2 protein-coding genes (1 of these 2 cut by a window edge) are annotated in these 15,961 nt (G+C 72.3%); both read left to right on the top strand.

The window, feature by feature from the left end:
• Window positions 1-6,870, top strand: partial view of an SDR family NAD(P)-dependent oxidoreductase gene (locus tag ACFY8O_RS30480; RefSeq protein WP_387908062.1) — the 3' portion only. 1,809 nt of this gene lie to the left of the window's left edge; the window shows 6,870 of its 8,679 coding nt (coding positions 1,810-8,679); the start codon falls outside the window, past its left edge; the stop codon is at window positions 6,868-6,870.
• A complete protein-coding gene (locus ACFY8O_RS30475; protein WP_387908060.1) occupies window positions 6,863-15,961 on the top strand; it encodes an SDR family NAD(P)-dependent oxidoreductase in 9,099 nt (3,032 codons plus the stop codon). Before ACFY8O_RS30480 ends, ACFY8O_RS30475 begins: the two co-directional genes overlap by 8 nt.

Raw genomic sequence — 15,961 nt, 5'->3', positions numbered from 1 at the left:
GACGCGCCGGAGCCCGCGGTCACCTCCGACGGCCCCGTCCCGGTCGTCCTGTCCGCCCGCACCACGGAGCTCCTGCGGCAGAAAGCGGCGCAACTCGCGGACTGGATCGAGCAGAAGGGCCTTTCGACCACCGATCTGCCCGCGCTCGCCCACACGCTCCAGACAGGGCGCGAGGCCATGCGCGAACGGCTCGGTCTCGTCACGGATGCGATGCCGGACCTGCTCGCCCGACTCCGGGACTTCGCCGACGGGCGCCCGGACGCCGAGGGGGCGGTCCGCGGCCGGGCGGGCGGAGCGGCGGAGGGCCCGGGCGGGTCCGAGGCGCTCGCCAGGGGGGACCTCCCCGCACTGCTGGCCTGGTGGGTCCGGGGCGGCACCGTCGACTGGCACGCGCTTCACGGCAGCCGGTGCCCGGCCCGCATGGCCCTGCCCTCCTACCCGTTCGCAAGGAACCGGTACTGGATCGACACCACGCGTTCCGCCGCGGCCCTCGCTCCGCGCGGTGCGGCAGCGCGTCCCGGTGGGGCTGCGACCGGGGAGGAGCATCCGCCGGCAGCCCTCCTTTTCGCAGAGTCCTGGGAACCGGAAGCGCTCCCCGCCGTCCGCCTGGCCGACGCCCCGCAGACCCTGGTCTGCCTCTGCACCGACCCGGCGGACCGCGTCGAGCTGGCGCGGGCCGCACGCGAGCTGGACCCCGCGGTCACCCTGGTGTTCGTCACCCGCGGACCGGGTTTCGCCCGGACGTCCGACCACTCCTACGAAGCCGATCACCAGTCCCCGGACGACTGCGTCCGCGTCTTCGACGACATCCGGGCGCGGTACGGCGCGGTCGACGGCGTCCTGAACCTGTGGTCGCTGGACGACGCAGAGCTGCCCGGCTCGTACACCGCCACCGTGCATCTCCTGCAGGCCATCGCCGCGTCAGGCCTGCCGGTGGGGCGTGTCCTGCAGGCCGGTGAGTTCCGCGACGGCGTCGAGCGGGCGTACGCGGAATCGTGGCTCGGCTTCGAGCGCTCCCTCGGCAGGGTCCTGCCCGACGTGCCGTTCGCCGCGATCCTGCGGGAGACCGAGAACCCGCCCGCCGGGGCAGCCCGAGGCGACTGGTTCGCATGCCTGTGGAACGAGTGGTCCGCCGGGACGTCCGGGAGCGCGCTGTACCGCGCCGGCGTCCGCCATGCCAGCCGGGTCCGTCCGAGCCCGCTCGGTGCCGGCAAGCACCTCCTGAGGCCGAACGGCACGTACCTCATCACGGGCGGAACCGGCGGACTGGGCCTCCTGCTCGCCGAGCACCTGGCCAGGACCTGGTCGGCGCGCCTGGTACTGACCGGGCGCTCGGCCCTCGACGCCCGCAAGCGCCGCAGCATCGCGAGGATCGAGTCGCTGGGCGGCGAGGTCCTGTACCGACAGGCCGACGTCGCCGATCGGCAGGCCATGCGGGAGGTGGTGGCCACCACGCGCGAGCGGTTCGGACCGATCCACGGCGCGGTGCACGCCGCCGGCGCCACCGAGGGCACCTCGCTGCTCGCCGGCGACGCCCGGTCCTTCCAGGACCTGCTGTCCGCCAAGGTGGACGGCACGCGCGTGCTCGACGAGGTGCTGACCGCAGAACCCCTCGACTTCGTCTGCTACTTCTCGTCGACGTCGGCGGTCCTCGGTGACTTCGGCGGCTGCGCCTACTCTGTGGCCAACCGCTTCCAGACGTCCTATGCCCGCCACCGCGACCAGCAGGTCCGCCGGGGGGTGCTGTCCGGCGCGACGGTGGCCGTCAACTGGCCCCTGTGGAGCGGCGGCGGTATGGGGTTCGACGACGCGGAGGGCGTCGAGCTGTACCTCTCCTCCAGCGGGCTGCGCCTGCTGGGGGAAGCCGAGGGACTGACGCTCTTCGAACAGCTCCTGGGGCAGGGGCAGACCCAGCAGATCGTGATGGCCGGCGATCCGGCCCGCGTACGGCGCATGCTCGACGCGGAGCCCGGGCCGGCGGCAGCACGACGCGACGTCCCCGCTGCCGCACCCACCACCCCCGCACCCGCCACCCCCGCAGGCGCGTCCCGCCGTACGGACGTTCCGGAGCCGAAGACCGGCGAGGACGCGGACCTCGCACCACTGGTGCTCGCGGCCCTCAAGACGGCGATCGTCGACGTACTTCGGGTACCCCGCGAGCAGATCCACGCCGACGAGAGCCTCTCCGAGCTCGGCTTCGACTCGGTCAGCCTGGTCAAGCTGGCCCGGACCCTGGAGGAGAGTCTCGCGATCGAGGTGCTGCCCTCGGTCTTCTTCTCCCACCCCACCCCGCAGAAGCTGGTCGGGCATCTGGTCGCCGAGCACCGCGAGGCTCTGCGCAGGCCCGGCGCGGCGGGGGGCGCAGCCGCGGACAGCGCCCCGGCCGCTTCCCGGACTCCGGACGCCGAGGTCTCCGGCGCCGCAGCCGACGAGCGGTCCGCGACCGCCCCGGCACAGCGGTCCGGGGCGCCCACGGAACCGGAACCGATCGCTGTCATCGGCATGAGCGGCCGTTTCCCCGGCGCCCGGTCCGTCGACGAGTTCTGGGAGAACCTCCTGCAGGGCAAGGACGCGCTGACCGCCGTCCCGGAGGACCGGCGCACCGACTGGGACGGGCTGGAGGCGGAGCAGCAGGAGGCCGTCCGCTGCGGTTTCGTCCCCGGCATCGCGGAGTTCGACGCCGCGTTCTTCGAGATCTCGCCGCGCGAGGCACGCACCCTGGACCCGCGCCAGCGACTGCTGCTCCAGGAGGCCTGGCGTGCCCTGGAGGACGCGGGCTACGGCGAACGCAAGCTGCGTGCCGGGACGATCGGCATGTTCGTCGGTGCCGAGCAGGGCGACTACCCCGAGCTGACCGGAGGCGAGGGCGGCATCACCGCCCAGCACGAGGCGGTCATGGCTTCGCGTCTGGCCTACCTCCTCGACTTCTCCGGGCCGGTGCTGGCCGTCAACACCGCCTGTTCCTCGGGGCTGACAGCCGCCCACCAGGCCTGCGCGAGCCTGCGCGGCGGCGAATGCGACACGGCGTTGGTCGCCGGAGTGAGCCTGGCGACCACCGCACGCGGCTACACCGAGATGAGCAAGGCGGGCATGCTCTCCGAGAGCGGCGTCTGCCACGCCTTCGGCAAGGGCGCCGACGGCATGGTCCTCGGTGAGGCCGTTCCCGCCCTCGTCCTCAAGCGCCTGTCCCGGGCTGAGGCCGACGGCGATCGCATTCTGGCGGTGATCCGCGGCAGCGGTATGAACTACGACGGGCGGACGAACGGCATCACCGCGCCGAGCGGGGCGGCTCAGGCGCGGCTCTACCGCCAGGTCTACGACCGGCACCGCATCGACCCCGGGCGCATCGAGCACATCGTGGCGCACGGCACGGGAACACCGCTCGGCGATCCGGTCGAGGTGAACGCCCTGAACGAGGCGTACCGGGAGCTCACCGACAGGACCGGCTTCTGCGCGCTGACCTCCACCAAGACGAACGTCGGTCACACCCTGGCGGCGTCCGGACTGGTCGGCCTGATCACCCTGGTCCAGTCGGTCCGGCACGGCGTCGTCCCGGCGAGTCTGCACTGCGACCAGGACAGCGACTACATCGCGTGGAGGGACAGCCCCTTCTACGTCAACAAGGAGACCAGGACCTGGCCGGCCGGGCCCACGGACACCAGGCTCGGTGCGGTGAGCTCGTTCGGGATGAGCGGGACCAACGTCCACATGGTGGTGGAGAGTTACCCCGAAGCCGCCCGCCGCGCTCCGGTCCCGCAGGCTCCGGTCCCGCAGGCCCCGGTCCCGCAGGCCCCGGTCCCGCAGGCCCCGGTCCCCCAGGCCCCGGTGCTGCTGCTCGTGTCCGCCAAGACTCCCGACGGACTGCGGAGGCACCTCCAGGAGCTCCGGTCGGCGCTAGCCCAGGGAGAGCTCGACCACCCGCGGCTGAGGGACACGGCCTACACCCTCCAGGAGGGCAGACACCACTTCACCTACCGCTGTGCAGTCGTCGTCAGCGCGGCGGACGCCCTCTCCGTGCTGTCCGCCGCGGGGAGGGGCCAGGAACATCCCCTGGTGAGGCGCGGCGAGGCACCACGCGACCAGGACCGTTCGCTGCTGGAGGTCCAGGTGCGGGCGCTCCTGGACGTGATCCGGGCCCCCGGCGTACCGGCGGAGCGGTACCAGGAGGTGTGCTGTGTCCTGGCCGAGCTCTACTGCCAGGGCGCATCCCCGGACTGGCCGGCGCTGTTCACCGGCGACAGGCCCCGGACCGTCACGCTGCCCGGCTACTCCTTCGCGCGCTCGCCGCACTGGGCCACGGACGGACGGCGTGCTCCGGCAGGGGCGCCCGCGCGGGCGAGCGCACCGGCACGGAAACCGAAGGAGCCGGCCGCACCGGTGGCGCTGCGGGCGCCCGCAGCGCTCCCCGCACCGGGTGCCGTCGTCCCGGGGAAGAAGCCGCGGATCCTGCTCCAGGACGCGGGCGCAGCGGTCGCCCCGGCGACGGCTGCGCCGGCCAAGCCCCGCGGTGTCGTACTGACCGACACCGGTGGCGCGGAGGCGCGGGCGGTTCCTCCGGTGACCCCCGCCCCTTCCGTTTCCGTGTCCCCGGCTCCCTCCCCCTCTCCGGTCTCCCCGGTGGCCACGCGGCCGGTGGCGGCGGAGCGGGCCGGCGGGCCGGGGCGTCCGTCGAGTGCGCTGCGGGAGGAGTTGAGGGCGGGACTCGCGGCGGTGCTGTTCCTGTCGGAGGGCGAGATCGATCCCCGGCGCAACTTCGTGGAGCTGGGTCTGGACTCCATCATCGGGGTGGAGTGGGTCAAGGCGATCAACAAGGCGTACGGGACGTCGTTGACGGCGACGCGGCTGTACGACTACCCGACGGTGACGGAGTTGGCCGCCTACGTGGCGCAGTTGATGCCGGCCGGGGAGGCCGATGCGCCGGCGGCGGAGCCGGACCCGGGCCCGGGCACGGACCTGGAGCCGGAGCCGGGGTTCGTGCCGGAGCCGGGTGGCCCTTCGGCCTCTCCGGTGTCTCCGGTGGCCACTTCGCCGGTGGCGGGGGAGCGGGATGGCGGGCCGGGTTACTCCTTGCAAGTGCTGCGGGAGGAGTTGAGGGCGGGGCTCGCCGGAGTGCTGTACCTGTCGGAGGGCGAGATCGATGCCCGGCGCAACTTCGTGGAGCTGGGTCTGGACTCCATCATCGGGGTGGAGTGGGTCAAGGCGATCAACAAGGCGTACGGGACGTCGTTGACGGCGACACGGCTGTACGACTACCCGACGGTGACGGAGTTGGCCGCCTACGTGGCGCAGTTGATGCCGGCCCGGGAGACCCCCGCGCCGGCGGCGCAGGCGGACCCTGACCCGGACCCGGAGCCGCCTCACCCACCGGCGCCGGTGCCCCTACCCGAGCCCGTACCCGAGCCGGTGAGAGCGCGGGTGCCCGCACCCGTGCCCGTGCCCGTGCCTGAGCCGGTACGGACGTCCCCGTCGGCAACCGTGCCTCCGCGGCACCGTTCCCCCGGGACGCGCGAGCATCCGAGGGAGGCGGCCACCGGGCCCGCAGCGCCGGCCGGGGACGCTCCGCCCGCCGCAGGTCGCGGTGACCGCGCGGCCGTGGTCGGAATGTCCGGGCGCTACCCGGACGCGGACAACCTCCGGCAGTACTGGGCCAACCTCCGCGACGGCCGTGACTCCGTCCGGGAAGTGCCCGCCGACCGGTGGGACGTGTCCCGCTACTACGACCCCCGACCCGGCCGAAAAGGAAAGACCTACTGCAAGTCGATGGGCTATCTGGAGGACGCGGACTGTTTCGACCCGCTGTTCTTCAACATCTCGCCGGCCGAAGCGGAAGGCATCGACCCCCAGCACCGTCTGTTCCTGCAGGAGGCCTACCGGGCCTTCGAGGACGCCGGCTACGACCCCGGGTCGCTGAGCAAGAAGAAGTGCGGCGTCTATCTGGGCATCAGCGGCAACGAGTACAGCTTCCTGGCAGCAGCCAACCGGAGCGAGGAGGACACCGTCGCGACGAGCAGCAGCAACGCGATCGCCGCGGCACGCATCGCCTACTTCCTCAACCTCAAGGGCCCGGCGATCGCCCTGGACACCGCATGCTCGTCCTCGCTCGTCGCGTTGCATCTCGCCCAGCAGGCGTTGGCCAGCGGTGAGATCGACATCGCCCTGGTCGGAGGCGTCTCGCTCTACCTGCTGGCGGGCTCCTACGTCAGGATGTCGGGGGCGCAGATGCTGTCGGCGCGCGGGCAGTGCCGGTCCTTCGACCAGGGGGCCGACGGGTTCGTGCCGGGCGAGGGCGTCGGCGCCCTGGTGCTGAAGCGGCTGAGCGACGCCGAAGCCGGTCACGATCACATCTACGGCGTGGTCCTGGCGTCCGGTACGAACCAGGACGGCAAGACCAACGGCATCACGGCGCCCAGCGCCAACAGCCAGATGGAACTGTTCCGCTCGGTCTACGACCGGCACGGTGTCGACGCGGCCTCGATCGGCTACGTCGAGACGCACGGTACGGGGACGAGACTCGGGGACGCGATCGAACTCGACGCCCTGAGCACGGTCTACCGCGAACGGGGCGTGGCCGCGGGATCCTGCGCCATCGGCTCGGTGAAGAGCAACATCGGACACACGTCCGCCGCCGCCGGCATCGCCGGCGTCCACAAGGTACTGCTCGGCCTGCGTCACGGGCTGCTCGTACCGTCGCTCCACGTCGACACACCCAACGAACTCCTCGACGCCGACGACTGCCCGCTGTCGGTCAGCAAGGACCTCCAGTTCTGGGAGGCACGGAACGGCCACGAGCTGAGGCGGGCCGCCGTGAGCTCTTTCGGATTCAGCGGGACGAACGCCCACGTGGTGCTGGAGGAGTATCGCTATGCGTGACACGCGACAGCAGGCCGAGTCATCGACTGCCGTGATCATCCTGTCGGCAGCGGCGGAAGAGCAGTTGGACACCCGGGTACGCGATCTGCTCGCCTTCGTGGAGGAGCAGCCGCAGCTCGATCTGATGAACCTGGCCTTCTCGCTCCAGGAGGGGCGGGCCGCGCTGGACTGGCGGTTGGCCTTCACCGCTGACTGCCTCGACGGGGTGGTCCAGGGGCTGAGGACCCACCTGGGACAGGGCAGGGTCGAACTCTTCCGCGGCCGGGCACTCGAGTCGCCGACGTGGGAGGAGCAGAGCGAGGCCGACAGCGACCTGGTCACGTCGTTGGTCGCCGCCCGCGCGTGGGGACGCGTCGCGGAGGCCTGGGTCGGCGGCCGTGCCGTCGACTGGGCCCAGGTGTACGCCCCGCAGAGGCCCTTTCGTATCCCCCTTCCCACATACCCGTTCGCCAAGGAGAGGTACTGGGTGGCGGCGGGGCCACCAGGGCGGTCCGGATCCGTACCGTCGCAGGCAGCCGTCCCCCTCCATCCGCTGCTGCACCGTGCGGCCTCCGAATCCGGGGGCCGGCGTTACCGCTCGACCTTCAGCGGCGACGAGCCCTTGCTGAGGGACCACCTGGTGCACGGGGTGCGGACGCTGCCTGGTGCCGCGTACCTGGAGCTGGCCCTCGCGGGGGCTGCCGCCGTCGCGGGACGGCCGGTGGCCGACAGCGCCGGCGTCGCCCTCACGGACGTGGTGTGGATCCGGCCGCTGCGCGTCGACACGTCGCCGCGCGACCTGCAGGTGGTGCTCGGGCCCGACTCCGCGGACGCGGTCCCCTTCGAGATGTCCGTCGCCGACGAGGGCGCCGACGCCGCCGTGCTGTGCACGGGTTCGGTGGGGCCGTGCGCGACGGCACCGGCCACCGTGGACCTGGCGGGGCTGCACGCCGCCTGCGACGGCGGGCGGTTGGAGGCGGCGGAGATCTACCCCGCCTTCCGGTCGGCCGGTCTCTCGTACGGCGAGACGTTCCGGGGTATCGACCATCTGCTCCTGGGCGAGTCCCAGGTGCTCGCGCGCCTGGTGCTGCCCGCAGCGGCGCGCGGAGACGCGGCCGGCTGCTGTCTGCCGGCGAGCCTGCTCGATGCGGCTTTCCAGGCCTGCGCGGGCCTGACGGCCGGGGAGCCGGACGCCCGCCGGCAGGTGTTCGTGCCGTTCGGGGTGGACCGGGTCGAGGTGCTAGCCGCCCCTGGCCGAGCCCTGTGGGTCTGGGCCCGACGCGGTGCCCGGGACACGGCGGGCGGGGACACCCGTTCCTTCGACCTCGATCTGTGCGACGACGCCGGACGGGTCCAGGTGCGCGTCCGGGGCCTGACGGTACGGGCGACGCGCCCGGAGACGGCTCCCGAGGGGGCACCCGCCGCGCGGGCGGGCGGCGAGGTGTTCGCCGTTCCGCGCTGGCGGCACCGGGCGTTGCCCGGCACGGCTGTTCCTTCCGTCAGCGGGCGGGCCGTGGTGATCGCCGAGGAAGGTGCACTCGCGGCCGGTGCCGCGGCGGATCCGGACTGCGAGACGGTGACGCTCAGCTCCCCGGGCCCCACCGCCGACGCCCGCTACACGGATTACGCACTCAAGGTGTTCGAGACCACGCAGAAGCTGCTGCGGGACGGCACGCAGGAGAAGTACGTCCTGCAGATCGTGCTGACCGACCGGCCGGAGTCCCGTGTGCTGGCCGGTCTCGGCGCCCTGCTGAGGACCGCGGCTCTGGAGAACCCGCGGATCACCGGACAGGTCGTGGTGGTAGCAGCAGAGACACCCGTCGCGGCACGGCTCGAACTCCTCGCGCGGGAGCGGCGGGACCCCGTCGACGCCATCGTGCGCCTGCGCGGAGCCACACGTGAAGTGCTCACCTGGGACGAGGAGTTCCCGGAGGCGCCCTCCGGCTCGCCGTGGCGGGCCGGGGGCGTCTACCTCATCACCGGCGGCATGGGCGGCCTCGGTCGCATCTTCGCGGAGGAGATCGCCGGGCAGGTGACGGACGCCACGCTCGTCCTCGTCGGCCGCTCCGCAGAGGGGGAACAGTCCCGCCGGGTCCTGGAACAGCTGCGGGCCTCGGGCGCGAACGTGTCCTACGAACCGGTCGACGTCGCCGATCGCGGCGCGGTCAAGGCGCTGGTCGACAGGATCCGGCGTACCGCGGGGACCATCCACGGCGTGATCCACAGCGCCGGGGTGGTCGAGGACGACTTCATCCTGCGGAAGTCCCACCGGACGTTCCGCGAGGTGCTGGCACCGAAGGTGAACGGTCTGGTGAACCTCGACGAAGCGACCCGGGATCTCGATCTGGACTTCTTCGTGGCGTTCTCCTCCGGCGCCGCCGTCACGGGCAACGTCGGTCAGGCCGACTACGCCGCGGCCAACGCGTTCATGGACGGGTTCGCGGGGTACCGCCAGGGTCTCGTGGCCGACGGGCACCGCTCGGGCCGCACCCTGTCGATCAACTGGCCGCTGTGGGCCGAGGGCGGCATGGGTGCCGACGCCGACACCAGGACGGTGCTGTACGACCGCTTCGGGATCTCCCCGCTGGGGCGCCGTGCCGGCATCGCAGCCTTCGCCCGGTGCCTCCATACGCACCATCGCCAGGTACTCGTTGCCGCTGGGCACACCGACCGGATCAGGAAGGCGCTGACGATGCAGCACGCCGGAGAGCACACGGCACCTGTGACCACCGGAGCCGCCTGCCCGCCGGCACCGGCCCCGGACGACGGCCTGGAGGGGTGGACCGTCACGTACATCACCTCGCTGCTGGCGGAGGTGTTGAAGGTGCCCGCCGAGCGCCTGGAAGCGGGCAGCCGGCTGGAGCGCTACGGCATCGACTCCATCCAGGCCATCAACCTCACCGCCCGGCTCGAGGCGTCCTTCGGGAACCTGCCGAAGACGCTGTTCTTCGAGTACCGGAACGTCAACGAGCTGAGCCGTTACTTCCTGGAGGTCCACCAGGACCGGCTGCGGGAGCTGCGGGGACCGGACGGCCTGGCCGCCACGGCACCCACTCCCGCCGCACCGGAAGAGCCGTCCGCCGAGTACGCCGCCCCCGGAAGGGCGGCGGCGGTCCTGCGCACCCCGCCGGCGGACGACGTGCCGCCCCCGTCCCGATCCGCAGCGCGCGGCACGGAGATCGCGGTCATCGGCCTGGGCGGGCGCTACCCGCAGGCACCCGACCTGCGGACGTTCTGGCGCAACCTCGCCGAGGGCCGGGACAGCGTCACCGAAGTCCCCGAGGACCGCTGGGACGTCGGTGCCTACCACGACGCGGACCGCTCCGAGCCCGGTGGGACGAGTTCGTGGGGCGGCTTCCTCGATGACGTCGACCGGTTCGACCCGCTGTTCTTCAACATGTCACCGCGCGAGGCGGAGTTCACCGACCCGCAGGAGCGCCTGTTCCTGGAGTGCGTCTACGAAACGCTCCAGGACGCCGGATACACGCGAGAGGACCTGACGGCGCCCTCCCCGAAGGGCGCCGGCGGCAACGTCGGGGTGTTCGTCGGCTCGATGTACGACGAATACCAGCTCTACGGCGCGACTGACCAGGCCATGGCCGACGGCAGGGCGGTGCCGGGCAACGCCGCGAACATCGCCAACCGGGTCTCCTACTTCTGCGACTGGCAGGGGCCGAGCCTCACGGTCAAGACGATGTGCTCCTCCTCGCTGACCGCGCTCCACCTCGCCTGCCAGAGCCTGCAGTCGGACGACTGCGAGATCGCCATCGCCGGCGGGGTCAACCTGTCCCTGCACCCTGCCAAGTACCACCTGCTCGGGCAGGCCGGCTTCGCGTCCAGCAAGGGCCGCTGCGAGAGCTTCGGCCAGGGCGGCGACGGCTATGTGCCCGCCGAGGGGGTGGGCGCGGTGATGCTCAAGCGGCTGGACCGGGCCATCGCCGACAACGACCGCGTCTACGGCGTCATCAAGGCGACGGCGGTCAACCACGGCGGGCGGACGAACGGCTACACCGTCCCCAACCCGAACGCCCAGGCCGATGTGGTCGCCCGCGCCCTGGACCGCGCGGGAGTCGACGCGCGCACCGTCAGTTACGTCGAGGCACACGGTACGGGCACCTCCCTGGGCGACCCCATCGAGATCGCAGGCCTCGCCAAGGCGTTCGCCCGGCACACCGGTGATCGGCAGTTCTGCGCGATCGGCTCGGTCAAGAGCAACATCGGACACGCCGAGAGCGCCGCGGGCATCTCCGCCTTCACCAAGGTGCTGCTCCAGCTCGCGCACGGCCGGTTGGCGCCCTCGCTCCACTCGGAGACGCTCAATCCGTACATCGACTTCAGCGAGACCCCCTTCCGCGTGCAGCAGGAGCTGGGGGAGTGGCGGCGGCCGGTGATCGACACACCCGACGGACCCCGGGAGTACCCGCGCGTCGCCGGTGTCTCGTCGTTCGGAGCCGGTGGCTCGAACGCTCACGTCATCGTGCAGGAGTACGTGCCGGCCGGTCCCGCGCCGGCCGACGACCCGGCCCTGTGGCCCCTGGGGTCGGTCATCCTGCTCTCGGCCAGAACCGAGGACCAACTGCGCGAGCAGGCCCGGCGTCTGCTGGACTGGGTGCGCGAGGAGCGGATCGAGGACGCCGACGTGCCACTGGTCGCGGCCACGCTCCAGGTGGCGCGCGAGCACATGGCCGAGCGGGTGGCGTTCCTGGCGGGCACGGCGGCCGAGCTCACCGCCCACCTGGGTGACTACGTGGAGGGCAAGGACGACGCCGCGCTGCACCGCCGCCGCGGCAGGCGCTCCAAGGACGTCGTCTCCGTCCTCGTCGAGGACGAGGACATGGAACACATGATCGCGGCCTGGGTGGGCAAGCGGAAGTTCGGCAAACTGCTCGAACTGTGGACCAACGGGCTGGACCTGCCGTGGCGCAGCTACTACCCGAACGCGCTGCCGCGCCGGATCTCACTGCCCACCTACCCCTTCGCCCGTCAGCGGTTCTGGATGGCGGACGGTGCACCGTCCGCCACCGGGACGGCCGACCGCGACGCGGTCACGGCAGCCGGACCCGCTGAGCCCACCGCGCTCCCGGTACGCCAGGCCGCGCCGGTCCTGACCGCGCTGCCGACCACCAACCCGGGCCCCGCCCCCCGGACCGTCGAGAAGCCCCGCGGGATCGGCCTGACCCCCCTGGACGCCGGGTTCGGGCACCGCGGCGGGCCGGGGTCCGCACGCCCCGCCCCGCCGGACGTCGTCGTGGTGCCGGAGGAGCCGGCCGAGGAGGCCGCCGCCGCAGCGGTGACCGCTCCCGGAAGCCTCCCGCACCCGGCCCAGGCGGATCCGCCCCGCCCCGGGGCCGGCGCGCCGGCCTCTCCGTCGCCCGCTGCTCCGGACCCGGACAGTCTCGTCGCCGAGCTGGCGGCGAGCCTCGCCGACGCCCTGTACATGGTCGAGGAAGAGATCGATCCGGACACCAAGTTCACCGATGTCGGCCTGGACTCCATCGTGGGCGTCGAGTGGATGAATGCCGTCAACAAACGCTACGGACTGGATCTCACGGTCACCCGGCTCTACGACCATCCCACCCTCGTGGAGCTGTCGGCCCACATCGTCCGGGAGCTGGCCCGAGGAGGCGCCCCTCAAGGGCGACCCTTTCGTGAGGTGACCGAGCCCAAGACGGTGACCGAGCCCGAGACGGTGGCCACGCCCGAGACGGTCGTCGAGCTCGCGCCGGTTCTCGCGCCCGCGCCGGTCGTGGAGCCCGCGCCCGAACCGGTCGCCGCCCCCGAACCGGTCGCCACCCCCGCGCAGGTCGCGGTGGCCGCGCCGGTTCCCGCAGCCGCGCGGACGAGCAGAACCCAGTCGTTCCCCGAGCCGGTGCGAGCGGACTCCCACCCGGCCGGCGCGATCGCCGTGGTGGGCATGTCCGGCCGGTACCCGAGGTCCGGGACCCTGCACGAGTACTGGGACAACCTGGCGCAGGGCCGCGATTGCGTGGACGAGGTCCCCGCCTCCCGGTGGGACGTCGCCCGCCACTACGACCCGCGCCCGCACCAGGAGGGCAAGGTCACCTGCAAGTGGATGGGACACCTCGACGACATCGACCTCTTCGACCCGTTGTTCTTCGGCATCCCGCCCGCGGAAGCGGAGTCGATGGATCCGCAGCAGCGGCTCTTCCTTCAGGAGGCGTACCACGCGTTCGAGGACGCGGGATACGATCCCAGCTCGCTGAGCGGCCACAAGTGCGGCGTCTATCTCGGGATCATGAGCAGTGAGTACGGCATGCTCATGCAGCGGCAGAGCGGTGGGCCGGGTGCGGCGGCCACGAACGGCAGCAACGCCATCACCGCGGCACGCATCGCCTACTTCCTCAACCTCAAGGGTCCCGCGATCGCGCTGGACACCGCCTGCTCGTCCTCTCTCGTCGCCACTCACCTGGCGACGCAGGCACTGCGCAGCGGTGAGATCGACATGGCGCTCGTCGGCGGCGTCACGCTCTACCTGAGCCTTGACTCCTACCTCAGCATGTCCAGCGCGGGCATGCTGTCCCCGGACGGCCGTTGCAAGGCCTTCGACAACGGGGCGAACGGGTTCGTGCCGGGCGAGGGGGTGGGCGCGCTCGTCCTCAAGCGTCTCGACGACGCGGTGCGCGACCGCGACCACATCCACGGCGTGGTCGTCGGCTCCGGCATCAACCAGGACGGCAGGACCAACGGCATCACCGCGCCGAGCGTCGCGAGCCAGATGGAGCTGGAGCGCGACGTCTACGAGCGGTACGGCATCGACCCCGCCGGCATCGGGTACGCCGAGATGCACGGCACGGGCACCAAACTGGGCGACCCTATCGAGCTGGAGGCCCTGGCGACGGTCTACCGCGAGCGGACCGACAGGACCGGGTACTGCGCCATCGGTTCGGTGAAGAGCAACGTCGGCCACACCTCGGCCGCCGCGGGCATCGCCTCGATCCAGAAGGTGCTGCTGTGCATGCGGCACGAGCAACTGGTGCCGACCCTTCACTTCGACCGGCCCAACGAGCACTTCGACTTCGAGGGCTCGCCGTTCCGGGTGAATACCGAGCTCACCCCGTGGAAGACCGAACCGGGCGCCGCGCGACGCGCGGCCGTCAGCGGGTTCGGTTTCAGCGGCACCAACGCCCACCTGGTCGTGGAGGAGTTCCCGCCGGACGCGGCGGAGCGGCCGGCCGGGGGCCCGCAGGTCTTCGTGCTGTCCGCCCGGAGCGAGGAGCAGCTCAGGACGGCGGCTGCCCGTCTCGCGGCGCACCTGCGCCTGCACCCGTCGCTGGTCCTGGCGGACGTCGCCCGCACCCTGCAGCAGGGCAGGGAGGCCATGGCAGAGCGGCTGGCCGTCGTGGCCTGCACCCCGGGAGAGTTGCTGGAGAAGCTGACGCGGTACGCCGAGGACGGCCGGGCGGACGGCGTGGCCACCGGCCGGACCGCCAAGACTCGGGCCGGCCGCACCGCGCTGGTGCCGCAGGTCGCCCCGGACGGCACGGTGTCGACGACGGAGGCCGAGCGGCTGGCCGCGGCGTGGAGCGGCGGCGCGCCCGTCGACTGGGCACCGCTGGCCGCGGGGACCGGCGCTCGCAGGGTCCCGCTGCCCACGTACCCCTTCGCCCGTGAGCGCTACTGGTTCGACGACGCCCCGGCGCCCCGGCGGCCCGTGGCGTCCCTCCCGGCAGCGAACCCCGTCGCCACCGAGGAGGCGTACACACCGGCCACGCCCGAGGGCGAGGACCCGGACGGTACGACCGTCCTGCTGGCACCGGTCTGGGACGCGGTCGTCCCGCCCGTCCCGCAGGACGCCGCCCTGCCGTCCGGCCGAGTCGTCGTGATCGGCGGCACGGCGGAGCACTGGGCGCAGGTCCGGGCCGTTCATCCGCAGGCCGAACGCCTGCCGCTGGACCCCGCGGACACGGCGGAGACCATCGCGGCGAAGCTCGACGTCCCCGGTGCGGCCCTCGGGCACCTGGTCTGGCTGGCTCCAGGGGAGACAACCGCCGACGTCGTGGACGACGCGATGGTCGAGGCGCAGGAGGCCGGTCTGTACGCCTGTTTCCGCACGCTCAAGGCACTGCTGATCCTGGGGTACGGCCGCCGCGCGCTCGACCTCACGGTCGTGACCGAGCGGACGCTGCGGGTCCGGCGCACGGACACCGTGGAGCCGACCCACGCCGGACTGCACGGACTGCTCGGCTCGGTGGCCAAGGAGTACCCGGGCTGGACGGTGCGCCTGGCCGATCTCGACCCGGACCGCGCCTGGCCGGTGGCGCAGCTGTTCGCGATCCCCCGCGAGGACAGCGGCAGTGTATGGGCGTACCGCCGTTCCCGCTGGTTCCGCCAGAGCCTGGTGCCCGTGCGGGACACCGTCGGGGAGCACCCGCGCGGGGCTGCGTACCGGCAGGGCGGCGTCTACGTCGTGATCGGCGGTGCGGGAGGCATCGGCGAGGCATGGACCGAGCACATGATCCGCGATCACGGGGCGCAGGTCGTGTGGATCGGCCGACGGGAGGAGGACGAGTCGATCCGGGCGAAGCTGCGCAGGCTCGGGGAGCTCGGACCCCGACCGCGCTACGTCCAGGCCGATGCCACCGACCGGGCGGCGCTGGAGCGGGCCTACCAGGACATCAGAACGACCCATCCGGTCGTCCACGGCGTGATCCACTCGGCGATCGTGCTGCTCGACCAGAGCCTGGAGCGCATGGGGGAGGAGCGCTTCCGTGCCGCGGTCACGGCCAAGGTCGACGTGAGCGTCCGACTCGCCCAGGTCTTCCGGGACGAGCCGCTCGACTTCCTCCTCTTCTTCTCCTCGATGAACTCGTTCCTGAAGGCCTCCGGGCAGTGCAACTACGTGGCGGGCTCCGTGTTCGAAGACGCGTTCGCCCACCACCTCGCAAGCCGGCTGGGCCTTCCGGTCAAGACCATGAACTGGGGCTACTGGGGCACCGTCGGCATCGTCGCCGCACCGGAGTACCGGCAGCGCATGCACCAGGCCGGTGCCGGCTCGATCGAGCCGGCGGACGGCATGGCCGCCCTCGACGTCCTCCTTTCGGGCACGTTCGACCAACTCGGGCTGATCAAGGCCCACGGGGGTAATTCCTGA

This window comes from Streptomyces argenteolus, assembly GCF_042902585.1.
Classification (GTDB): domain Bacteria; phylum Actinomycetota; class Actinomycetes; order Streptomycetales; family Streptomycetaceae; genus Streptomyces; species Streptomyces argenteolus.
The sequence above is the reverse complement of the archived record's forward strand: the minus strand, read 5'-3'. Positions and strand labels throughout refer to the sequence as shown.